This is a genomic window from Rhizobium sp. BK251 (assembly GCF_004345245.1).
Classification (GTDB): Bacteria; Pseudomonadota; Alphaproteobacteria; order Rhizobiales; family Rhizobiaceae; genus Rhizobium.
In genome coordinates, this window is record NZ_SLUQ01000015.1 from 50,736 (window position 1) to 72,992 (window position 22,257).

The window sequence follows — 22,257 nt, forward strand, 5'->3', positions numbered from 1 at the left end:
GGAGAGCGTAGGTGCGATGTCTTTGGCAAGTTCAGTTCTGTGTCCGGGGTCGCGCTGTTAAGTGGCCAACAGTTCGGATCCTTTCAACGCTATCGCTCTCCTCGCGGAGGCCGGAACCATGTTGATACGGCGCGAATTCTTAGATCCCTGATCCGTCGAGCTGCTGCCCCTCCAGGCCTTCCCAGGGTGAGAGCATCGAGAAGCGATTGACGTTGGCCGAGGGCATCGGCGTCCAGCACTTCAGTTCCGGCTACGACCGCATCCTATTTCCAGACCTTGACCCACTCGACCGGCATTCGAGCGGGGAACGTCGCTGGATCCGCGGGCTTGGTGACGAGGCCGCCAACGGCGATGTTGAGCATCAGGTAGCAGTCCTTCGACGGGAAGACGTTTGGCACTGTCATGTACGGAACATCATCGCAGAAAAAAGTTGCTGCCTGCTGACCCCAATAGACGCCCCAGACATGAGGCTGAGCAATGTCGATGCCGAGCTGCGGCAGGCGTAGCGAAAACATGGTGTGAGCACCGCTATCTGCCTTCCAATGGACGGTCGTTCCAACCTGGTCGAGTGAGCCAGCTTTCGAGAAGAAGCCTTCGAACATGTCAAACTCTATCGACGGCCAGGACAGATCCGTGGCGACGAACCAGAATGCCGGCCAGCACCCCTGCACTCTCGGCATGGTCAGCTTCGCCTCGACATAGCTGCCGACGTTGATCGTATTGAAGTTGCGCTGCGTCGAGATCAGGCTTGCCGAGAAGCGGAACGGTTGCACCTGGCCGCCGACGACATCCCAGCCGCAAGGGATCGGAGTTCCCGTTGCGTCCTTGACGCCGTCTTGGAAAAATTCCGACTGCAGGTTGAACTTGCCGTCGACGGTCAGAAATGGTGTCGTACCCGGGTTGATGACTGCGTCAGCGTAGTAGCCGACTTCCTTGTTGGTTGCCTGTGTGCGGCCATGGGCCAATCGGGTACCCCAGCACGGCGTGATCCCGTCTGCCTTGAGACCGCCATCCGTGGCCGCGAAGCCTGTGCCAAACGTCTCGCTGAAGGCGAGCGTCATATTGGCGGGGCGCTGTAGCAAACCGGACAACGACGGCAGAACAGCGCCTTGTTGCAAGCCGGTAAGTGCGGCGACGTCGCCTGAGATAACTCCGGTTCCCCGTGTGATCTTTACGGACGGGTTGTTCTGCGGCCAGCCCACGATCAGACGGAACCGTTTGGCGCCAAGCTCCTGCTTGAGCGTCACGGCGATGACCTTGGACTGCTCGCCGGGATGAAACGCGGCGTAGCCCTCGGCGCGGTTGAACTGGAAGCCTTCGACGGCGGTGTCGTTCTGGGTCACATATTTCACGACGATCGTCTGCGCGGCCGGTGCATCAAGCACGATCGGCACGCGGGCGACGCGGTCGCCGGGCGCGACAAAGGCGTCCCGCACATAAAGGTTGAGGCCTTCATGATTGAAGGCCGGTTGAGGCGATGGCGCCGCCGCTTCCGTAGCCTTCACCATCAATGCCATGATCTGCTGGGCGAGATTGTTCTGCTCTGTTGTTAGGTTCATTTCCCGCTCTCCACATTGTGCTGATCCAGACTGCAGGCGCAACCACGAAAGAGCCCAGATGCCCGGTTTGGGGGCACGTAGGGGGCACGGGCCAAGCGCAACAAGGGTACACCCGGCCGGACGAACTTAAACTTTAGCGATTATAAATATATAAATCGAAACCAGCGCCAGTGCTACCGAAGATTTCGGCGGCGGGGGTCAAATAGCTCGCCCGGCAGTATTCTGCACCAGTGTCCGCAGCCGCCTGATCTCGTCTGCTGCCTCTGGCAGGGCGGCGTGGGAAGTCAGGATGATCTCCGTAGATCTGATGAAAAGGGGAACCCCGGCGCGCGAGACTTGTGCCAGCATCAATTGCCGTGGAAGATGGGCGGCCGACCTTCCGCCTGGGCGGTCAAGCCCTCGACAAAGTCCCTGGTGCGATAAAGCGCGCCATACTGGGCACCGAGCTTGGAGAACGCGGCGCCTTCACCGGAATCGATCGCCAAATGCGCCGACACCAAGGTTGTCTGGATGCCAAGAGGCGCGCATGCTGCCACCCTGTTGGCGATCGCTACCGCACGGTCGAGAGTCGCCTGGGGCGTCTCGGCGATCTCTTGCAGAATCCCCATGCGGTACGCGTCTTCGGCGGTCCAATGGTCGCCAGTGAGCATGTATCGCATCGCGTTGCCCCAGCCTGCCTCCCGAACGAAGCGGACGGTTGAGCCGCCGCCGGGGAAACGCCCATGCGCGTTCTCGTCTTGACCGAAATTGGTGTTCGCCGCCGCAAGCCGAATGTCCGCGGACAGGAACAGTTCGTGAGCCATGTTCCATGTGTCGTCATGGACGGCAGCAATCAGTGGCTTGGTGCGCTGGACGCCGTAGTTGAGGGGATTGACGATGTGGGTAAGGCCAGCGAGTGGACTTCCGGAATGCGCGACGGCCCGGTACGCCTCGACGTCGATACCACGGGAGAAGCAGTCCCCATGGCCAAAAAGGATCGCCGCTCGAAGCGACGGATCGTGGTCATAGTCGTAAATCGCCCTGGCCAATGCCTGAAACGTCTCAGGGTCGACCCGGTTCTGTACCTCGGGCCGATTGAGACCGAATAGCACCACATGTCCGCGACGTTCGATCGTCAGCTTCGTATCCGGCTGCAGCGGTACCTCGGCAAGAGTCGTCTGCTGCGCGGCTGCCTCGGCAAAAGGTTGCTGGCTGGGTTGGGATTGTTGCGCGAGTGCAGACGTCGCTGCGATCGCGGGAACCACGGCAGCAATTGTTGCGGTCGCCTTGATGAGGTCGCGGCGCGCGATGGCTGGTTCTTTTTTCATTCGTCTCAACTCCGATATTTTGGGGTTCTGGGGCCACAGATCTTTGTCGGTCATCCGTCAGGCAGCGACGGTTGCCAGCGGATGCGAGCGCCTGAGCAACTGGCGCAATGAGAGCGCGTGCAGGATCAGGGACGTGGGCACGGTGAAGGCGGGAATGATCGCCATGGGATATGCCCCGGTCGACAGATTGGGATGATCAAAGGCAAAGCGCTGCAGCGGCCCGGGCGAGGTAAGCGCTCCCAAGGTCACTGCGACGGCGAGATCGGTGATACCGATGAAGTTCCAAATCACAGCGGACCTCGTGCTGCCCGGCTTGCCTCTCGCGAGCGCGATGGCCGTTGGAAGGGCCAGTAGGCCGGTGATGACATCGCCGGTTCCGGCCGGCAAGGCGAAGAGACCTGGCGTGGTCCCCACCAACCAATTCACGAGGAAAACGCCCCCGATCACTCTGTAGGCTTGCAGTCCGATCAGCCAACTGGCGGGCATCGCATCGAGTAGCGTGCCAATCCGGCTTGAACGCCACAGCAACACGATGACCAGCGTCGCGGGCACGACGATCATTATCGGCAGCAACGGAATCGCGGTGACGCCTGGGAGAAGGAGGCCCCTCGCGACGATCGCCCAGGCGACGCCGTGCCAGATGGTCAGCGGAATGGAGATAGCCAACCAGGTTGACCTGCGCTGCGACGCCGTCAGTGACGTGCGCGACAGTCCCGCCCACGCTCCCGCGAGCACGATGAGATGCACGGCGATGCGCGCAACGATCACGGAAATGCCTGAGGTTTGAAGCCCGGGAATCGCGATGAGCGCGGCAAGCCAGAGGCCGGTCGCGATGGCAATGCCAGCGAAAGCCGCCGCCGGACTGATGGAGTTGGAGGTGTTGTTCGACGCCAATGGGAAACCCTCTTCGTTGGGTGAGTTCGGTGGCGTTCTTCGGCGATCAGCGTTGGACCTCGCATTGAGCGACAAGCGGCATGGCCGCGGTCGCCTCGAACGGAGCGCCCGCCAAAAACAGTATTAACTCTTATAATAAGAGTGACTGTTTTGCAAACAGTTTCTCCGTGCTGAGCAACCAGACATGTGCGGCCAAATCGACCTCCTCAACACGCCCAGGCTTTGAATCGCCAAACAAGCTGTTGCTGCCGACGAAAGTGTCTCTTATAATCAGAGTATCGCTCGCAATCTCCGGCGGGCTTGGGGAAAGATTGAGATGCGCTCGAAGGGCTTCGATGGAATGGTTTGCTCGATCGCCGGCGTCATGGGCGCGATTGGAGACCGGTGGGGTTTGGTGATCCTGCGCGATCTTGTGTGCGGGCTCAGCCGGTACGAGGATTTTCGCCAGTCGTCGGGCGTAACCAATGCGACCCTAAGCGACCGCCTGAAGCACCTCGAAGCGAGAGGCCTCATTGAGCGGCGGCTTTATCAGGTGAATCCGGAAAGGTTCGAGTACGTCCTGACCCAGAAGGGTTGGCAAATCGCGCCTATGATGCCCGTGCTCGCTCAGATCGGGGATCGCTTGGGTATGTCCGGAGCGTCAGAGCCGCCGATGACATTCTTCAATCGCAAAACGGGCGCCGAGGTACGTTGGAGCTTTGTCGATCAGGAAACTGGCGAGCAGGTAAGCCCGGCGGATCTCGAAATTAAAGAGGGTCCCGGCGCAGACGATCTGGTTCGATGGCGATTGTCCCGTGGAGGGCGACTCGACAGACATATGGCAGACAACGCTTCCCGCGCGCCAGCCGGCACGGCATCCGCTGGCGCAGAGCAAGATGAGAGCTGAACAGTAGCACCCGTCGGCTGACATGAGGGGTAACGCGACCGTGTCCCGCCGAGATCAAGGCCCGTGCCTGACCCTCCACCCGGACCTCAGGCGGGCAAAAGCCCCGCTGCGCGGTAGCTCTCGATGAGAGTATCGTAGAGGGCGATGTCCGCACGGCTTCTGGCGGTGAGCTGTGCACCCGCGACCGCGGCGAAGATGGCATTGGCGCGTGCCTCGCTTGCATCCGCCTCGACTACGCCGGTGGCGAGCAACGCCTTTTTCAACCACGCGACATTGACGTCGGCGAAGGTCTGAACTTCCCTTTTCACTAGGTCCGGCAGGTCATCATACTCTGCACCCATGAAACTGCAGAGGCACATTCGGTTCTCGTCTTCGAGTGCCCGGCGGAATGTCACCGGAAAATAGCGCAGGAGCTCGGCGGGATCGGAATTTTCGCTCCAGATCCTGTCCAGGTCGGCGGAAGAGTCCTCCCAATATCGCTTCGCGACCGCTGACGCCAAATCGGCCTTGCTCGGAAAATGATAATAGAGACTGGCAGCCTTGATGCCCACCTCGGCCGCGAGATCGCGCATGCTGAGGCCGCCATAGCCGTGCGCCTGTGCTGACTTCTTTGCAGCCTCGAGAATGTCTTCACGCGCATTCGAGCTCATTTCCACGCCTTTCTGATCGGTCCCAGTTAATCGAAAAAAGGGGGTTGACCAAGGGAAAGTTCGCTTCTAACTTGATCTAACTAACGTTAGTTAGGTACAAGGATGGAAAAATGCAACAGGAAAAGCTCCACTACACCGACGCCACGAAGCTGGCCGAACTCATCCGAACCAAGCAGGTCTCGCCCGTCGAGGTCATCACAGCGCATCTCGATCGTATCGAGGCGGTAAATCCCAGGGTAAATGCCATCGTCACGCTCGCCACCGGCGCGCTGGAAGCCGCCAAGAACGCGGAAGCCGCGGTCATGTCCGGTGAGGAGCTCGGTCCTCTTCACGGGGTGCCGTTCACGGTCAAGGACAGCATCGACACGGCGGGCGTCCTCACGCAGCGTGGCTCACCGATCTTCAAGGATCACGTTCCGGATACCGACGCCATCGCCGTCGCCAGGATCAAGGCTGCGGGCGGCATCCTCATTGCAAAGACGAATCTGCCGGAGTTCGCATACTCGGTCGAGAGCGACAACCTGCTGACGGGGCGCACGAACAACCCGTGGAACCTCGACTATACCCCCGGCGGATCGAGCGGCGGCGAATCTGCTGCGATCGCTGCCGGCATGTCCCCCCTCGGCCTGGGCAGTGACGTTTCCATCTCGACTCGTGGCCCGGCAGCGCATGTCGGTATCGTCGGCCTCAAGGCGACCCACGGTCGCGTACCGGCGACGGGACACTGGCCGCGCGTGCCGCGCCGTTTCTGGCATATTGGCCCGATGGCACGCAGCGTTCGCGATGTGGCGCTTGCCTATTCACTGCTCGCTGGTCCCGATGGCGCCGACGGCTTCGCCTCCATTGCGTCCGGTGTCGACACTGGCCTGGGTCCCTGGACCCGTCCTCTGCGCGTGGGCTGGCTGACGGACTTCTTCGGGCCGCTCGATCCTGAAGTGGCTGCAACTGTGAAGGAAGCGGCAAAGGCCCTTGCCGGCGCAGGCGTTCAGGTCGAAGAGGTCAAGCTGCCAATCCTGAAGGAAACCGATGGCGTCAGCATCTTCTGGCAACTGCAGCAGATGGAAACCCGGTCGGTATTCGAGAAGGTTACTGCTGGCCACGAAGACAAGGTCTTCCGTCATGTCAAGGCGATCTTCGGCACGCCCGACACATCGATAAAGGATTTTGTCGCAGGTGAGGAGGTTCAGGAGCAGCTTCGCGACACCTTCGCCGAGTACTTCAGGAACTACGATGTGCTGCTTTGCCCGGTGACCCCGTTCCCGGCAACAAAGCATGGTCTCGACGATGTCGTGATCGAGGGCAAGGCATACTCGCCGTTCCAGGTGATGAACGCGACCTCGATCTTCAGCCTTACCGGCAATCCGGCAATGACGCTGCGCTTCGGAACGAGCAAAAACGGTCTGCCGATCGGCGTCCAGATCGTCTCCTCGTGGAACGCAGAGTCCAAGATGTTCGACGCTGCATCGCGCCTCGAAGAGCTGAGCCCGGTCCGCAACCTTCATCCGTCGCTATGACAACGAGGCACCCGGTAGTTCGCTTCCGGGTGCGCCACCTGTACCGAGCGCGGCGGTCCGCTACTTTCCGGCGTCGCCCCTTCGGTACTCGACGCTCAAATCATCAAGCTGCTCACGGTCGCCGACTACGAGGCCTCACACGTCGCTCCCAATCACGCCAACTTCTCCAGCATCGCGAGCCGCAGACACCTCCGCGCTGGAGGAGGTCGGCGCGGTTGACGTCCGCTGCCATCACGTTGACTGGAAGGTCGCCCGTGCGGACGTCCGGTGTGGGAGCCTCGGCGAGACGAAGACCGTCTGCATCGCCGAACTCGTCGCCTTTACCTTGTCGCTCCTCACTTCGCCAGCGCCCGACGGGCGATGCTTGCTGCGAAGAGCGGTGTCTCGCGGCTGTTGTGGTCGCTGCCGGCTGCCTGTCGCGCCGCGGCGGCGTCCTCAAACTTGACGCCGTGGTCATCAAGGAAATTCATGAACGCATCTGTGGGATGGGCGGTGACGCGGTTGGTGTAGCGGGTGCGGTTGCCGTCGATTTTCTCCGCGATCAGTTCCCAAACGACGTTGACCTGGGTGCGGCCGTTGGTAGTGAAGACGTCCGAAATCGAGTTCATGCGGCAGTAGACGGGTTCGGCGACCTCTGCGACGTAGTGCTGGACGACGAGGCCGGAGCCAATCTGCTCGACGTTGATCGACATGCGACGGCCGTCATCGGTCCATGTTACGCCGGCGGCTATGTGGTCCGGCGGGCAGCAGCGCAGATATTCGGCTTCAGGCAGGTTGAAGAGCCAGTCGGCGATGTCGAGCTTTTCGATCGGAGCGTCGATTTCGGCGGAGTATGCCGATTGGGAGAGAATTGTATCGAGGACCTTGACCATCGCATTGTTCCTTCTGCTGAATGAGCACGAACGCTCGTTGACGAGAAGGAATGTGCTCCGGATGCCTACAGATGATAACGAACTGAATGCTCGAAACCGTTTTGCGTCGTAGGCAAAGATGAAGGATCCAAGGTTCGCCGAACATCTCGCGGTCTATGTCGACGTCGTTCGCACCGGCAGCTTTTCCGCCGCTTCCCGACGCCGTGCGGTCACCCCTTCGGCCGTGGTCCGGCAGATCGACGCGCTGGAGCAGGATCTAGGCGTTGCACTTCTGGTCCGTTCGACGCGGGCGCTCGCACTGACGGACGCCGGCCGTCACCTCTTTGATCGCGCCCAGCGTCTGCTCGACGACCTGGCCGACACTCATGCGGAGGTGGCCGCCTTCGACGACGCGGTCACCGGTACGCTGCGCATTGCCTGCTTCCCGACCTTCGGAAAACGCTACGTCATCCCGGTTCTGGCATCGCTCGCGCGCGACCATCCTGACCTGCATGTCGAACTGGATCTCACCGAACGGCTCGCCGATCCGGTCGCGGAGCGGCTCGACCTTGTCGTCAGGATGGGCGAACTGCAGGATAGTTCCCTGATCGCGACAAAGCTTGCTCCTCTCAACCGGATCTTGGTGGCGAGCGCCTTCTATCTTGAGCGCTACGGCACGCCGGGGAGTGCCGAAGACCTGCGCCAACATCGTCTGCTCGACAAGCTGCATGGCAACGACCTGCTCGGGTGGTCGGACATCTTTGGAAGTCCGGCGGGGGCGGCATGCGAGCGGGTTGCGTTTCGATCCGATGACTTCGAAGCGCTGAACGGTGCGGCGGCGTCCGGGATGGGCGTCGCTTTCCTGCCGAGCTGGGTCTCGGGAATGGCGGTGCAGTCAGGCGATCTTGTACGTCTTTCGCTCGAGGGCGAGCGGTGGAACGACCGTTCGTCCGGCATTTATCTTCTGCGTGCGCTCCAAGTCCCGTCCGCGAAGATCAGGGCGTTCTCGGATGCGCTCAAGACCCATATCGGGACGCCGCCGCGCTGGGACTAGCTCGTCGGGCTCCGAAGCGACGCGAGCTGTGTTTTCAGAGTGAGCTCACCGGCCAAGTGCCTTAATCCAGCTTTCAAACGAGCGCGCCCTCTCCAGCAAAGTCGCTGGCGCGGCATGGCCGAAATAACGTGGAACGGCCACGTTTCTCGCCTCGCGGGGGCTATAGCCAAATTCCTTGCTGAACGCCCGACTAAAATGGGCGGCCGAAGCAAATCCGACTGCCAGCGCGATGGCTCCTGAGACGGTGCTGTTCCACGACGCGCCGGGCGTACTCGATTGATCGGCACTGGCAGTGACAGTCACGTCTGTAAACGGGTAATGGGATCCCGGAAATAGCATTGAAACGAGGACAGTAATGAGCGTGGGTTCCCAGAACAGCAGACCATTGGCGGGCGTCGCGCTTGCCTCTGCGGGCTATGCCTGCTTTGCCTTGCAGGACGCCATCGTGAAGTGGCTTGTCGCCGACTACGAAGTACCGGAGATACTTTTCATGAGAAGCCTCGTGATTGTCGTGGTCACGGGCGTTCTCCTGCGCTTCTACCGACACCCATCGATCCTGAAGAGTCCGTACCGTGGCACCGTCGTGCTGCGGGCAGCGCTGATGCTGGTGGCGTGGCTGTTGTTCTACAATGCTGCCAAGTATCTGGGCCTTGCGGAGCTGACGACTCTCTATTTCTCTGCTCCGATCATAACCGTGTTCCTGTCCATTCTGGTTTTGAAGGAGGCCGTGGGAGCAGGACGCTGGGTTGCCTGCGTCGGCGGCTTTGTCGGTGTTCTCGTGGCGGCCAACCCCAGCCACTCCCCGAACCTGATTCCCGCTGCGATGTGCATCGTGGCGGGCTTCTGCTGGGCATGGAGCACCATCCTCATTCGCCTCGTGAGCCGAAGCGAAAGCACGCTGAACCAGATGTACGCGACCGGCCTTCTGTTCGGGCTGGCATGCGCCGTCTCGTTTCCATGGATATGGAAGACACCGGATCTGCAGGGGTGGGCGTTGATGCTCGGACTGGGAGCGGTGGCGACCATCGGGCAGTTTCTTCTCTATGAAGGCTTCCGGCATGCGCCCGCGTCGGCCCTCGCTCCAGTCGAGTACACCGGTCTTATCTGGGCGTTCATCTATGGCTACATGATCTGGGCCGAGATCCCCGCGACGAATGTGTTCATCGGCGCTCTCCTGATTGTCATCTCGAGCCTTGTCCTCGTCTCATTCGAACGGCGTGGAGAGGCGAAGGCCGCAAAGCGCGCCGCGCTCACTCAGCAATAGCGGAATCCTCGATCACCGCCGAGCGAAATCGAGAGATCGCTCCGCCACACGTTGGCGCTCGCGGCGGCCGAGCTATCGCTCTCAATCCCACGGTTGTATAATTCACAGGGAAACGAAAACATCTGTTCAGAGTCCACCGTCCAAAGGGAGGAAGCCTTGCCTAGATCATTGTTCCTGTCACTAGCGCTGGCTGCCGGTCTGTCCATCACATCAATATCCCTGCCGACCGAGGCAATCGCACAGACCAATATCTCCATCAACGTTGGCACCAATCTCAACAGAGGCAGAGGGATTAGCTGTAGTCAGGGCGAGAGGCTGCTGCGCAATCGCGGTTTTAGGGATGTCAGGCGGATCGACTGCCGTGGTCGCTTTTTCGTCTATCGTGCCTGGAGGGGCAGCAGCAGGTTCGAGATTGCCTTACGGCAGCGCGATGGCCGCGTTGTGGATATGCGCCGCATCAGTGGAAGGCGATAGTGCCTGCCGCAAGTGTTGCTGACTATGTTTCTGGAGGTCACGCCCTGGTATTGGCGGATCGCACCGCGCCAGATGATCAACCTCGCGGACCGAGCCATAGCACGACCCAGCGAGACTATGTGACCCGTAACAGCTGGGATCAGCTACCGGATTTCAGAAAGGCAGTCACGAGGTCGACGGTCTGCTTCGGATTTTCCTCCATCAGCCAGTGACCCAGAAGCTGAGGGGAAATGTGACGATTGTCGAGGCCGTTTTCGCCCCCAACAATGATTTCAAGCTGCGACCTCGGCGACAACGATGTCGTCTCTCGCAAGCCAACCGAGCCCGGTCCCGCCTCGCGCGCCGAACTCGAACTGGCCCACCAATTGTCTTGAGGGCTCAACGCTATAGCGGAGGAGGGGAGAACGCGACCCTCACCAACATTGCAGGCTTCCAGGCCGCGAAGGCCGACCTCACTCTGACGATCAACCGCTCCGACCTGGAGCAGACGATGATGGGCGCGAAGACCTTGGAGGCCCAGCTTGCCGACGGAACCGCCAAGGCTGACGGCGACGCCGGAGTGCTCACCAAGCTGGCGTCTACAATGGTCGACTTTGATCCGCGGTTCGAGATCATGCCGGGAAGCAAGGCTCGCACGGTCCAAGTCGCACATGCTGACCCGTACGAGGCGGTGCCGACGAAGCCGATTGCGGAATAGAGATGCGTGTGGCCCGCTAGCGATGGGGGCCACACACCTCAATCGATCGCCTTTGAATGTAACCATGAAGCGGACCAGGAAGAAGACGGTTCCGTTAGCGTCCGCGTGGAGATTCAGGGCAAGCAGGCAACGTTTAAACGCCAGACCTTGCTTGCTAGACATCGCCTGTTACCACCAGACGTTACCGAAGAGTGATCTCATCGGCCAAGTGCCTTGACCCAGTTTTCAAATGAGCGCGCCCGCTCCAGCAATGTCGCTGACGCAGCATGACCAAAATAACGTGGAACGGCCACGTTCCTCGCTTCGCGGGGGCTGTAGCCAAATTCCTTGCTAAATGCCCGACTAAAATGGGCGGCCGAAGTGAAACCAACTGCGAGGGCGATTTCGACGACCTGTTGGTGATTGGCTGAATTGCTGAGTGCCGCATGGGCGGACAAGAGACGGCGCTTTTGAATGTAATGATGGACCCCGCCACTCGGTTCGAAGAGGTTATAGAGGCGGGTGCGGGAGATGCCGAGTTCCCGACACAGCGTATCCGGCGTCAGGTCGATGGATCCCAGATTGCGCTGCACGTAGCGCCTTGCGCGTTCCATTTGCGTCAGGCCACCCTGTCGATCCACGGGACCGAAATATTCCGCCGATGACAACGCGGAGGTGAGAATCATATTGCATATGGTTTGCACCACCTGCGGAAGGTCAGTCGCGGCCAAAGACGAAAGTCTCACTTCGAAACTGTCCAGGTAGTCGATCAGCAGCTGAGTATAAGTTCCAGATAAAATGACGTTGTTTTTGATCTCACTGGTTGCCGACATGTCCGAAAGCAATTCGCGCGGCAAATACAGCGAGATCGACTGTGATTGGGTCGTTCGGCCTCTGAAGGGATGCCCTAAAGATCTCAGTTCGACCTTCCCCGGTTCGCCCTTGGCGACCTGCCTTTCCACTTCCGTCCATGACTGGCCGGTACGCAATAATGCGATATGCCAATGGTCGATTGAATTTGACCGGATTTTGGCGGCCGATCGTGTGTAGCTGTGGGCAGGTGTACATTGTTGAACTACCAGCATGTCGCCGAGATTCCAGGCAGTGTGATCCGCGGGAAACCCCGCGTCTTCGACCGACGCATCTGGCAGTCTGACATCCAAGAGAGGCGCCAAATACGCCTGCCAGGCGGCAAATTGATCTGCTGGGTCGAGATCACGTGTAGAAAAAACCAATGGCTCCAAGACAGGGGCAGCAACAAGGTTCTCGACAGGAATTTCCGGCTCCCGCGGCCAGCGGCGGCGATCAACCGACGGCGGCGGATTATCGCTGCTTTGCGCCTCATCATGTTTTTCGACAACGGGAGGCAACGATCGCCCTTTTTCCCCAGAGTGCCCCATTCATCCTCCCATGATTGCCTTGTTGCAGCCCAGGATAGCAATCACTCTACACAACTAACTGGGAAATCGAGGAAAAGTTCCGCACCGGAAGCTTCCAGCGCTCGCTGTGGCCGGTCGCTCTCTTCTAGCAGAATGTGTCACCCGAAACGAGTACGCCGGACCGTTCCGATTCTTCAAGATCGGCCTGTTCTCGGTGTGTGCTTTCGACGTCGGCCTGTCGGGAGAATTCCATGTGATCGATATCGTTGCGCTCGCCGATCAACCTCCACCGCTCGAGCGATTTTGGTTGCAGAAATGGACGCTGCGGCAAATTTCGTGACGCCTAGCTAACGACAATCGGCGTACAAATACATAAATATATCAACAGTATCGCATTGCAGAGATAATAAAAATCTTGATGCGATCATGTACAACTAAAATGTAGTCGCCGCCTGTAACGTATAGTAAACCAGTAGGGCTATATCAATGGAATACAAGCGTCCAATGGCAAACATAATAGGTCCTCGACATCCTGTCGATACTGCCTATCGAGTCGTAGAGCGCGAGGAAGTTCTCGCATCAGCATTTGAAGATTTCGTACGGCAGATTGTCGCCGCAGGGTGGCACGAATCGGAGGTCGCTTTGACCCTGGCCGATATTGCGGATGACTATGTCATGACGCTTGCCGCACGGCTGGCATAAATCTGCTGGCCGACCGAGCGCGGCGCGTGATTTCACCCGCGCCTGCGCCCGGAAAGGATGGCTAACCTGACCGGAGTAACTGGGGACCTACTCCGTGTCAGTTAGATGGGCGGCCGTATTGCGTCATGCCGCCTAAGACCGCCGGTTGCTTCTCGATGGGGGACGCCGGCGGTCTCTGCGTTCCCTGGCAAGGCACACTATCGCCATTGTGAGGCGCGACCCGCACTATGCACTAGCCCCTTGAGTGAGCAGCTTGCCAAGGAGATGGGCCCATTCCCTTTCTATGGCTTCCCACAGGTGTAGTCAGCGACGTCTGGCGATAGGTTGTTGTAATAGTCTCCGCGCTCCCGCGCATACATCTGCCATGCCGCGTTCGTAAAAAACCAATCCCGGCTGAAGTACAGTCCTGCCGGACCAAAGGGCGATGGCCCGGTCTTCAATGCTTCCCGGACTTGATCGCCGAGTGTGTCGATCGGTATTCTGAACCGCGAATAGGTGCCGACTTTGCCGCATTCAATTTCCACCAGATCATCCTTCTCGAAAATTTTCGCAACGAGCGTTTTCGTGTCGGAGGCAGATTTGATGAGCGAGTGGACCTGCGGCAGGAGGTCGAGCGAATAGCACCTTGAAGGGGTCGTCAACAGCCGCTCGTAGAGCCGGGGCAGGGATATCCTTATGAACCGCTCCGCCGCGATGCCAATCTGGTCGCCAGACGGGACCGCTTCTTGAGTAACCGAAGGATCGCGGACCCACAGTCCGTCCGTTCCCTCAGTTATGGTCAATGACACATCTTCCCTGGCGTCCTCGAACTCTTCCAGAATCCCCAGCAACTTGGGCGGAAGCGTAGGATAGCCCTTGTCGTCGGCAATCATATCCGCCGCGAGCCCTTGTGAAATCAGCGGGCCACCTTTCAACGATCTGCCGTCGTTGACGAGCCTGGCGAGCCGCTGAGCCAGATCATCTTCGGCGGCTGCCCATTCTTGCAGGAAGGCCTTCTTATCCCAGCCGTCCAGGACGACATCGCAGGATGACAAGGCGTTGAGAATTGATACGACTTCTGTCGGCTGTTTGAGCACGGGCTGGTTGGGATCGGTCCCCTGTACCCATTCCTGGAGCGCTTCTTCTGCCGTGGGCGGCAGCACGATTGCAGCACCTTGAATAGCCGTCTCAATCTCGCTCGCGCGGGCGGGTAAAGACGAGATCGCCGCATTAAGAAGGAAAGCGATGGCAAGGGCGATACTCACCGATGGTACAGGCATAATCGTACCTCCTTCCTAAAGGACAGCCTCCGGTGTGTGCAGGTCAGTACAACTTCAATAATCTGGTAAGCAGCGCGATTTAGCTTAGACGCCGGTGCGCCGTGACTGTCGGCATGTCATTGTTCTGCTAGCGGAACGGATGTCCGGTCAATGCGACGTGAATCTATCGCCTTCACAGGAAGATGCAACAGGGTCCCTGGCCGTGCAGCTTGAACGAAGATAACGCCAACCGACATCCGCAAGACTCCTGTCGATTAAACTTGTGGGATTGTCTTTGACGGAGAACCGGGCGCTCTGACATCATTCGTCGTGCGTTCGAGGCCGCGGATATGTGCATCGAGCAGGGACACCGCACTATGGGTATCACGCTTCTTTAGGGCGTCCACGATCTGCCGATGGGCATGGCTCGAGCCCGGTCGCCAACCGGCCGAACGCGTCGCCGAGAATATGATGCGCGAGTTTACGAGTTGGAGGTCATCGAGCATGCTCAGCAGTCGAGGCATCCGGCAAGGACTTACCAACTCCCTGTGGAAGGTACGGTTCGCCTGTTCCCATTCCACGATTGTCGTTGCCTGGTCTCCGGCTGCGAGGGCCAGTTCTATCCTCTCGAACGCGGCCGCATTCATTCTGGAAGCTGCTAACCGCAATGCCAATGTCTCGAGCGCGGCGCGAATTTCGACCGTTTCGCGAATTGAGGCCTGGTCCAATGGTGCAACTCGCATGCCGCGACGTGGCTCGTTGACGAGAAGCCCCCGGGCGCGAAGAAGCTGGAAAGCTTCCCGGGCCGGCACGTGGCTGGCATCGAATTCCTCGGCGATGTGATCTTGCCTGAGCGGGGTTCCCGCAGCGAGTTCTCCGGCAACGATCCTCTCCCCAATGATACGTGCAATTCGCTCTGCAACTGTTTCAGCCATGACATCCTATAGATAATCTATGATAATAATGATTGATCGCACCAGATCTGCGCTCTAGCCTATTGATAGGGCAGCATAATCATAGATTATCTATAACTCAAGTAAGCTCTTCCATGCTGACCTCGAGCGCTGGTGTAGGAGAACGGCATGTTGAAAACTGTGGCAGCGGCGGTCGCGGAACGCGCAGGCGGTGGAGATCTTTGGACGCTCAGTTCGGCGCGAGAGCTGTACGACCTGCCGTTCAACGACCTGCTGTACCAGTCACACACCGTGCACCGGACCAACTTCGACGCCAACCGTGTCCAACTCAGCAAGCTGCTCAACATCAAGACCGGTGGCTGTCCAGAGGACTGCGGCTATTGCAGCCAATCCGCCCACCATGCTTCCGGCGTAACAGCCTCCAAGCTGATGAAGCTCCAGGATGTGGTCTCGGAGGCGCGGAAGGCAATGGAGAACGGGGCCACTCGTTACTGCATGGGTGCGGCCTGGCGCAGCCCGAAGCCTCGCGATGAGGCCGCGATCGTCGCAATGGTAAAGGCCGTAAAGTCGCTCGGGCTTGAGACCTGCATGACGCTCGGAATGCTTTCGCCGGAGCAGGCTGAGACCTTCGCAAACGCCGGGCTCGACTACTACAACCACAACATCGATACCTCGGAGAGTTTCTACCCCGAAATCATCACCTCGCATAGCTTCGGGGATCGCCTGGAGACGCTGGCCCGTGTCCGCGAGGCAGGCATCAAGGTCTGTAGCGGTGGAATACTGGGTATGGGCGAGACAGTGGACGATCGTATCGACATGCTCGTCACCCTGGCGAATTTGGAGACACCGCCCGAGAGCGTGCCGATCAATCTGCTGATCCCCATGCCGGGCTCCAGGCTGGCAAACGCATCTCCCGTCGATCCAATCGCGTTCATTCGCATTATCGCGCTTGCACGCCTTATGATGCCGAGCTCGTCCGTGCGTCTGACTGCTGGCCGTACGGCAATGAGTGATGAGATGCAGGCGCTCTGCCTCTTCGCCGGCGCCAACTCGATCTTCATCGGCGACACACTGCTGACGGCGACCAATCCTGGCCAGGATCGCGATTCGAGCCTCCTCGGCCGGCTCGGCATCACGCCCATCACTGTGGAGAAGTCGGGTGAACTCTGATCGGCTTGCCCGCTACGCTTCGAAGCTGGAACAACTTCGCCAAAAGGGTCGTCTGCGTTCTCTGAGGCACGACGCTGGCATCGACTTCACGTCGAACGACTATCTGGGGCTTGCCGCATCGCCCGCTATGGGTGCGGCGTTGATCGCCGCAATCGAACGCGGAGTGCCGGTGGGCGCAGGCGGGTCGCGTCTGCTTCGCGGCAATCATGCGGAGCACGAAGCCCTTGAGGAGGAGGCTGCCGCATTCTTTCGATGCGAGCGAATGCTTTATTTCGGCAGCGGGTACACCGCAAATCTGGCCGTTCTCTCGAACCTGCCGCAGCGCGGCGACCTTATCGTCCACGACTGCCTCGTGCACGCAAGCGCGCACGAGGGGATGAAGGCTGGTCGAGCCGAGGTCATTTCAGTGCCGCATAACGATGCGAGCGCGATCGATGGCGCAATCCGCTCCTGGCGTGCGACAGGCGGCATGGGCTTGCCCTGGATTGTCGTCGAGAGCCTGTACTCGATGGATGGCGACCGCAGCGCCTTGCCCGACTTGGCGGAAATAGCCGATCGTCACGATGGCTTTCTCTTCATCGACGAAGCACACGCGACAGGCGTGCATGGCATCGATGGGATCGGCTATTCCGCCGAGCTCGAAGGCCGCGACAACGTCATCGTTCTTCATACCTGTGGCAAGGCGCTCGGCGCCGCCGGTGCCTTTGTGGGCGGCAATCGCGTGGTCTGCGACTTTCTCGTCAACAGAGCCGGCCCCTTCATCTATTCGACGGCGCCTTCGCCCTTGCAGGCAGCCTGCGTACGCCATGCTCTGGCCACTCTTGCGAAAGAGCCGGAAAGGCGGGTCAGACTTCATGACCTCATCGCCTTTGCAAACGCACAATTCTCCGAGCGTTTCGGCATGCCGGGAAGCGGCACGCAAATCTTGCCGGTCATCATTGGCGACAACGGCCGGACCATGCGCGTCGCGGCTCGCATGCAGTTGAAGGGCTATGACATCAGGGCTATTCGGCCCCCAACCGTTCCTGTTGGAACGGCAAGGCTTCGCATTACGATCACTCTGAACGTCGACAAGCCGACGATCGCACGGATGATGGCTGAGCTTGCCAAGGTGATTGAGGAGGAGGCGGCATGAGCAAGCGCTTCGTCATCACCGGGACCGATACCGGGATTGGCAAGACCGTCTTTTCGGCAGCGCTGACCAATGCTCTGGATGGTTGCTACTGGAAGCCCATCCAATCAGGCATCGAGGACGAGATGGACAGTGAAGCGGTCAGGAGACTTGGCTCGCTTTCGCCTGACCGGATCCTGCCGGAAGCCTGGCGCTTCCAGACACCGGTTTCGCCACATCTTTCGGCGGAAATCGATGGCGTTGCAATCGATCCAGATGCGCTTGTGCTACCGGACAGCGAACGGCCTTTGGTCATCGAGGGCGCAGGTGGTTTGCTTGTCCCATTGACCCGACAAACCACCTTCATCGACGTGTTCGCACGTTGGCGCCAACCGACAATTCTTTGTGCACGGACCGGGCTCGGCACCATCAACCACACCTTGCTGTCAATAGAGGCGATGAGCAAACGGCAAGTCCCCATTTTCGGCATTGTTTTCATTGGTGACGAGCGGTCCGACACGCAGAGAATTATCTCGGAACTGAGCGGCGTCCCAATTCTCGGCCGCCTGCCTTTCCTCGAGATGCTGACGCCGGGCACACTACACAGCGCTTTCGATGACCACTTCGATATCTCGGTCTTTCAGGAGGTCGCTGCGGCATGACCGGCTCTCCACGCACATCACCGGTCTGGCATCCATTCTGCCAGCATAAACTCGAACCTGTTTTCAAGCAGATCGTCGGGACGGAAGGGGCCCACCTGATCGACGAGGACGGCCGCTCTGTCCTTGATGCGATATCCTCCTGGTGGGTCATCACCCACGGGCACCGCCACCCAGTCATCATGGCGGCGATCCGGCTCGCGCTGGAGCGCTTCGACCAGATCATTTTTGCCGAATACACGCACGAGCCGGCTGAGGAATTGGCGCGCGGCCTGATCCGCCTGGCCCCGTCAGGCTTGGCCCATGTGTTTTATTCCGACAGCGGGTCAACTGCCGTGGAGGTCGCCATAAAAATGGCCCTCGGGTTCTTTCACAACAGGCGAGCGCTACGCTCGCGGGTCGTCGTCATGGAGCACGGCTATCACGGGGATACGATCGGCACCATGTCTGCCGGGGAGCGTGGCGTCTTCAATGCGGCCTACACGCCGCTGCTATTCGACGTTGATACCATCCCTTTCCCAGCACCAGACCGCGAGCAGCAGACTCTCGATGCCCTGGAGCGCTTCTGCCGCGGCGGCAACGTCGCGGCCCTACTGATCGAGCCGCTGGTTCTCGGTGCCGGAGGCATGAAGATGTATTCGCCTCGTCTGTTAACGGAATTCAGGCGAATTACCGAGCGTTACGGCACGCTCATGATCGCCGACGAGGTGATGACGGGCTGGGGGCGGACAGGAACCCTCCTGGCATGCGCGCAATCCGGGATCACTCCCGACATACTGTGCCTTTCCAAGGGGATTACCGGCGGCGCATTGCCTCTTGCTGCAACCTTGTGCACGGCGGAGATATTTGATGCGCATCTGTCTGAGGACCGCAGCCGCACATTCTTTCATTCCAGTTCGTACACCGCCAATCCCATCGCCTGTGCTGCGGCCTTGGCGAATCTGGAAGTGTGGCGAGAGGAGCCGGTAGAAGAACGCATTCAGGCGATCGCGGGAATGCACCATGACAGGCTGGCACGGTTTCGGTCTGATCGACGCTTTGTCAATGTCCGTCAGCAGGGCACGATCGCTGCGCTTGATCTTGCTGTCGAGACAACAGGTTACCTCTCTGAGGTCGGCCCGCTTCTCCGCACTTTCTTTCGTCAAAGGGATGTCCTCATTCGCCCGCTCGGGAACGTCATTTATCTGATGCCTCCATACTGTGTGACAGTGGGCGATCTCGATCGAGCCTATGGCGCCATCGAGGAAGCAGCAGGGTTTATCGAGAAGGCGGCACGATGACGATCTCGAGCCGGATTGCAGGCTTCGGGCACTACGTCCCTGAGCGGTGCGTCGAGAACCCGGAAATCGAAATGCGCCTTGGCCTCGATCCGGGCTGGATCGAAAGACGCACCGGCATCACGTCACGGCGCTGGGCGTGGCCGGATCAGACGCTAACGGACCTCGCGGCGAATGCGGGCGCGATGGCACTTGAGAAAGCCGGCGTGGATCGCAGCGCCGTTGCGCTGACCCTTCTTGCAACATCGACACCTGATCACCTTTTGCCGCCAACGGCCCCGCTGCTTGCACTTCGTCTCGGCTTGTCGGCCTCCGGAGCGATCGACCTTGCCGGTGCCTGTTCCGGTTTTCTGTACGCGCTCGTGCTGGCCGACGGTTTTGTCAGGGCACAGGGTAAGCCGGTGCTTGTCGTTGCTGCCAACATACTGAGCCGTCGCATCAACATGGAGGAGCGGGGGACGGCGGCGGTCTTTGCGGACGCGGCCGGCGCGGTCCTGCTCGTGCCGTCGATGGATCCGCAGGGCGGCATCCTCGGCGTCGAACTGATGCAGGACGGAGAGAGCTACAATCTCATACAGATTCCATCTGGCGGCAGTGCGCGTCCTTTTGATGACTGTACCGATCCAAGTGACCTTCGGATGACTATGCGGGATGGGAGAGCTGTATTTAGCCAGGCTATTCGCATGATGACGCAATCCTCGTTAAAGGCCATGGGACAAGCTGGACTTGAGCCACGCGACATAAACCGGTTCATTCCACATCAGGCCAATTCCCGCATTATTGATGCCGCTTGTGATCGGCTTGGTCTTTCGTCCGCGATAGCGGTGCGAACAGTTGGGGAATTCGGCAACTCGTCGGCAGCTACCATCCCTCTGTCTCTATCGATTGCCAACAAGCAGCGCCCCTTCGTCCTTGGTGAACGGTTACTGCTCGCAGCGGCCGGCGCAGGCATGATTGGCGGAGCAGTCGTATTTGGAGTGGTGTAGAAACGCGATTGAGCCCCGACCAGAACGTTCGAAGCCTATGGCAACTCCAGCAACCAAGCCGATAGACGTTGTGCGAGGCTTCGGAGATGATCTTGCGTTGAAAATCCCGAGATCTTCTTCCTTGGTTTCAGATCGTGGTCGCCATCCTCGAGCCAGTGGATGTCGATAGACTTCGACAGTTGATAGGTCGCGACCTCTTCGGGGGTTCCAAAGGGGTCGCGGGTTCCCTGAAATATGAGAGTTGGCGTTTGGAGCCTCTCAAGATGCGCCGTTCTGAGCTGATCTGGTTTTCCTATAGGGTGAAACGGATAACCAAGGCATATCAAGCCTTTGACCTTACCGGCGCGGTAGAGTTCGTCCGCGACCATACTAGCAACGCGGCCGCCCATCGACTTTCCTCCAATTACAAGGCGGCCGGCGTTCAATCTCTCGACAGCATCCCGATACTCGCCCAACAATTGTTCGGCGCGGGGAGGTGGCTTGACCTTCCCGCTGCGACGGCGCTGAGCCATGTATTCAAACTCAAATCGCGCCACCTTGATACCGTTGTCCGCAAGGGCTTCGCTGACGGCTGTCATTGTGGCGGAGTCCATCGGTGCGCCTGCGCCATGAGCAAGCAAGATCGTAGTGCTGGAGTCCGAAGGACCAGAGATCAGAAAGTCACTTTGGGTCATATGCGCAGGGTTCGGCAAGCGGTCCGGTTCTGTCAATCGCCATCTTCCAATCCTCACTGATCGGTACAGACAGAGCAGGTCCTCGGTTCATATCCCTTCAATGGCGTCGCCTTGGCGCCACGATGAAGTCCTGGCCGATCGTCGGAGTGATGCTTTGGCTGCGATCGTGTGTGGTGTCGCATGCGGACGGATCGATGTAGTCTGCGGAACGATTCGTCGCTGCGAGCTGCAGGCATATGGAAACTTCGCTTTATCTGCCCGTCAAAGGCTTTCTCGAAAAGGCAGGCTACGTCGTCAAGGGCGAGGTCGGCGGGTGCGACCTTGTCGGCTTGAGCGATGTCGATCCGCCTGTGGTCGTGGTTTGCGAACTGAAGATGAACTTCAATCTCGAACTCATCCTGCAGGCCGTCGACCGCGCAACTGTCGCAGACGAAGTCTGGATTGCGGCGCGAGTCTCGGCCAAGGGCCGAGGCCGCGAGGCCGACAAGCGCTATCGCGATCTCTGCCGCCGCCTCGGGATCGGCATGCTCGGCATTTCCGATGCCGGCGAGGTCAGCCTTATCGTCGGCTCCGTATCGCCGATGCCACGGACAAATCCGAAACGACGCTCGAGGCTCATGCGCGAGCATCACAGACGGCGCGGCGATCCGGCACCGGGCGGGAGCACACGCGTGCCGGTCATGACGTCTTATCGCCAGCAGGCGCTCGGCTGTGCGGCAGCGCTGGAGTCGGGACCGCTTCGCGTGCGCGATATCAGATCCAGTGTACCGGATGCCGGAAGGATCTTGCTTTCGAATGTCTATGGCTGGTTTGAACGCCTCGACAGAGGCGTCTACGGCCTGACCGACGCCGGGCACGAAGCACTGCAGCGATGGCCGCAGCCGGACGGGAAGGCTGTTTATGGCCATTCCGGCGTGACTTCCATTTCACAATAGAGCTTTGTATCGCTCAAATCGGAAATGCCGTGTGTGGTTCGAGTTTGCTCGAGACACTCACCCTTTTCCACTTGTGGCCCGCA

The 22,257-nt window shown here is 59.5% G+C and carries 23 protein-coding genes; 12 read left to right on the forward strand and 11 right to left on the reverse strand.

The features are described from left to right. Positions 1-263: 263 nt before the first annotated feature. The 3 genes from EV286_RS29305 to EV286_RS29315 all read right to left on the reverse strand — a co-directional run bounded on the left by EV286_RS29305 (position 264) and on the right by EV286_RS29315 (position 3,760). Entirely contained in the window at positions 264-1,559 is a 1,296-nt protein-coding gene (locus tag EV286_RS29305) for a family 16 glycosylhydrolase (protein ID WP_132960782.1), read from the reverse strand. 347 nt (positions 1,560-1,906) lie between these two features. Beyond that, complete coding sequence (locus EV286_RS29310) at positions 1,907-2,920, reverse strand: enoyl-CoA hydratase-related protein (RefSeq protein ID WP_245500871.1); 1,014 nt, start codon at positions 2,918-2,920, stop codon at positions 1,907-1,909. A gap of 3 nt (positions 2,921-2,923) precedes the next feature. Continuing rightward, on the reverse strand, positions 2,924-3,760 hold the full coding sequence (locus EV286_RS29315) for a hypothetical protein (protein ID WP_132960783.1): 837 nt from the start codon (positions 3,758-3,760) through the stop codon (positions 2,924-2,926). A 316-nt stretch (positions 3,761-4,076) separates the two neighbouring features. On the opposite strand from EV286_RS29315, the gene EV286_RS29320 reads away from it, so the two are divergent. Beyond that, the gene (locus EV286_RS29320; protein ID WP_132960784.1) at positions 4,077-4,646 is read left to right on the forward strand and encodes a helix-turn-helix domain-containing protein; all 570 of its coding nucleotides are present in this window, start codon (positions 4,077-4,079) and stop codon (positions 4,644-4,646) included. An 86-nt stretch (positions 4,647-4,732) separates the two neighbouring features. On the opposite strand, the gene EV286_RS29325 is transcribed toward EV286_RS29320, so the two are convergent. Further along, the gene (locus EV286_RS29325) at positions 4,733-5,296 is read right to left on the reverse strand and encodes a TetR/AcrR family transcriptional regulator (RefSeq protein WP_132960785.1); all 564 of its coding nucleotides are present in this window, start codon (positions 5,294-5,296) and stop codon (positions 4,733-4,735) included. Between the two features lie 110 nt (positions 5,297-5,406). On the opposite strand from EV286_RS29325, the gene EV286_RS29330 reads away from it, so the two are divergent. Further along, positions 5,407-6,810, forward strand: a complete 1,404-nt coding sequence (locus EV286_RS29330) for an amidase (protein WP_132960786.1) — start codon at positions 5,407-5,409, stop codon at positions 6,808-6,810. A 335-nt stretch (positions 6,811-7,145) separates the two neighbouring features. On the opposite strand, the gene EV286_RS29335 is transcribed toward EV286_RS29330, so the two are convergent. Beyond that, the gene (locus tag EV286_RS29335) at positions 7,146-7,682 is read right to left on the reverse strand and encodes a hypothetical protein (RefSeq protein WP_132960787.1); all 537 of its coding nucleotides are present in this window, start codon (positions 7,680-7,682) and stop codon (positions 7,146-7,148) included. Between the two features lie 118 nt (positions 7,683-7,800). Between EV286_RS29335 and EV286_RS29340 the strand changes: the two genes are divergently transcribed. Next, positions 7,801-8,715 (forward strand): LysR family transcriptional regulator, encoded by a 915-nt coding sequence (locus EV286_RS29340; RefSeq protein ID WP_132960788.1) that lies wholly within the window; start codon positions 7,801-7,803, stop codon positions 8,713-8,715. A 45-nt stretch (positions 8,716-8,760) separates the two neighbouring features. Here EV286_RS29340 and EV286_RS32910 read toward each other — a convergent pair whose 3' ends face one another. Further along, the gene (locus EV286_RS32910; RefSeq protein WP_348633593.1) at positions 8,761-9,054 is read right to left on the reverse strand and encodes an AraC family transcriptional regulator; all 294 of its coding nucleotides are present in this window, start codon (positions 9,052-9,054) and stop codon (positions 8,761-8,763) included. Between the two features lie 16 nt (positions 9,055-9,070). On the opposite strand from EV286_RS32910, the gene EV286_RS29350 reads away from it, so the two are divergent. Continuing rightward, complete coding sequence (locus tag EV286_RS29350; protein WP_132960789.1) at positions 9,071-9,979, forward strand: DMT family transporter; 909 nt, start codon at positions 9,071-9,073, stop codon at positions 9,977-9,979. Between the two features lie 613 nt (positions 9,980-10,592). Here the strand turns inward: EV286_RS29350 and EV286_RS32610 are convergent. Further along, the gene (locus tag EV286_RS32610; RefSeq protein ID WP_245500872.1) at positions 10,593-10,748 is read right to left on the reverse strand and encodes a hypothetical protein; all 156 of its coding nucleotides are present in this window, start codon (positions 10,746-10,748) and stop codon (positions 10,593-10,595) included. 75 nt (positions 10,749-10,823) lie between these two features. Here EV286_RS32610 and EV286_RS32615 point away from each other — a divergent pair, with 75 nt between their 5' ends. Further along, positions 10,824-11,150: an alkyl sulfatase C-terminal domain-containing protein gene (locus EV286_RS32615; protein ID WP_245500873.1), complete on the forward strand. Its 327-nt coding sequence runs from the start codon at positions 10,824-10,826 to the stop codon at positions 11,148-11,150. Between the two features lie 197 nt (positions 11,151-11,347). Here the strand turns inward: EV286_RS32615 and EV286_RS29365 are convergent, their stop codons facing one another. Beyond that, positions 11,348-12,529, reverse strand: a complete 1,182-nt coding sequence (locus EV286_RS29365; protein WP_132960792.1) for an AraC family transcriptional regulator — start codon at positions 12,527-12,529, stop codon at positions 11,348-11,350. 465 nt (positions 12,530-12,994) lie between these two features. On the opposite strand from EV286_RS29365, the gene EV286_RS29370 reads away from it, so the two are divergent. Continuing rightward, a complete protein-coding gene (locus EV286_RS29370) occupies positions 12,995-13,210 on the forward strand; it encodes a hypothetical protein (RefSeq protein WP_132960793.1) in 216 nt (71 codons plus the stop codon). A 281-nt stretch (positions 13,211-13,491) separates the two neighbouring features. Here the strand turns inward: EV286_RS29370 and EV286_RS29375 are convergent, their stop codons facing one another. Together EV286_RS29375 and EV286_RS29380 are read right to left on the reverse strand one after the other, a co-directional pair. After that, positions 13,492-14,469 carry a hypothetical protein gene (locus tag EV286_RS29375; RefSeq protein ID WP_132960794.1) on the reverse strand — a complete coding sequence of 326 codons (978 nt, stop codon included), beginning with the start codon at positions 14,467-14,469 and terminating at the stop codon, positions 13,492-13,494. 254 nt (positions 14,470-14,723) lie between these two features. Next, complete coding sequence (locus EV286_RS29380) at positions 14,724-15,383, reverse strand: GntR family transcriptional regulator (protein WP_132960795.1); 660 nt, start codon at positions 15,381-15,383, stop codon at positions 14,724-14,726. A 147-nt stretch (positions 15,384-15,530) separates the two neighbouring features. Here EV286_RS29380 and bioB point away from each other — a divergent pair, with 147 nt between their 5' ends. From bioB to EV286_RS29405, 5 genes are read left to right on the forward strand one after another with little or no spacing between them, the layout of a single operon-like run. Next, entirely contained in the window at positions 15,531-16,532 is a 1,002-nt protein-coding gene (bioB, locus tag EV286_RS29385) for a biotin synthase BioB (RefSeq protein WP_132960796.1), read from the forward strand. Then, entirely contained in the window at positions 16,522-17,667 is a 1,146-nt protein-coding gene (locus EV286_RS29390) for an 8-amino-7-oxononanoate synthase (protein ID WP_132960797.1), read from the forward strand. Before bioB ends, EV286_RS29390 begins: the two co-directional genes overlap by 11 nt. Next, entirely contained in the window at positions 17,664-18,305 is a 642-nt protein-coding gene (gene bioD, locus EV286_RS29395; protein ID WP_132960798.1) for a dethiobiotin synthase, read from the forward strand. Before EV286_RS29390 ends, bioD begins: the two co-directional genes overlap by 4 nt. Then, positions 18,302-19,582, forward strand: a complete 1,281-nt coding sequence (locus tag EV286_RS29400; RefSeq protein ID WP_132960799.1) for an adenosylmethionine--8-amino-7-oxononanoate transaminase — start codon at positions 18,302-18,304, stop codon at positions 19,580-19,582. The genes bioD and EV286_RS29400 overlap by 4 nt, the downstream gene beginning before the upstream one ends. Further along, positions 19,579-20,565: a beta-ketoacyl-ACP synthase III gene (locus EV286_RS29405; protein WP_132960800.1), complete on the forward strand. Its 987-nt coding sequence runs from the start codon at positions 19,579-19,581 to the stop codon at positions 20,563-20,565. The genes EV286_RS29400 and EV286_RS29405 overlap by 4 nt, the downstream gene beginning before the upstream one ends. Positions 20,566-20,600: 35 nt before the next feature. Here the strand turns inward: EV286_RS29405 and EV286_RS29410 are convergent, their stop codons facing one another. Next, entirely contained in the window at positions 20,601-21,239 is a 639-nt protein-coding gene (locus EV286_RS29410; protein WP_132960854.1) for an alpha/beta family hydrolase, read from the reverse strand. 236 nt (positions 21,240-21,475) lie between these two features. On the opposite strand from EV286_RS29410, the gene EV286_RS29415 reads away from it, so the two are divergent. Then, positions 21,476-22,174 (forward strand): DUF2161 domain-containing phosphodiesterase, encoded by a 699-nt coding sequence (locus tag EV286_RS29415; RefSeq protein WP_132960801.1) that lies wholly within the window; start codon positions 21,476-21,478, stop codon positions 22,172-22,174. Positions 22,175-22,257 lie beyond the last annotated feature (83 nt).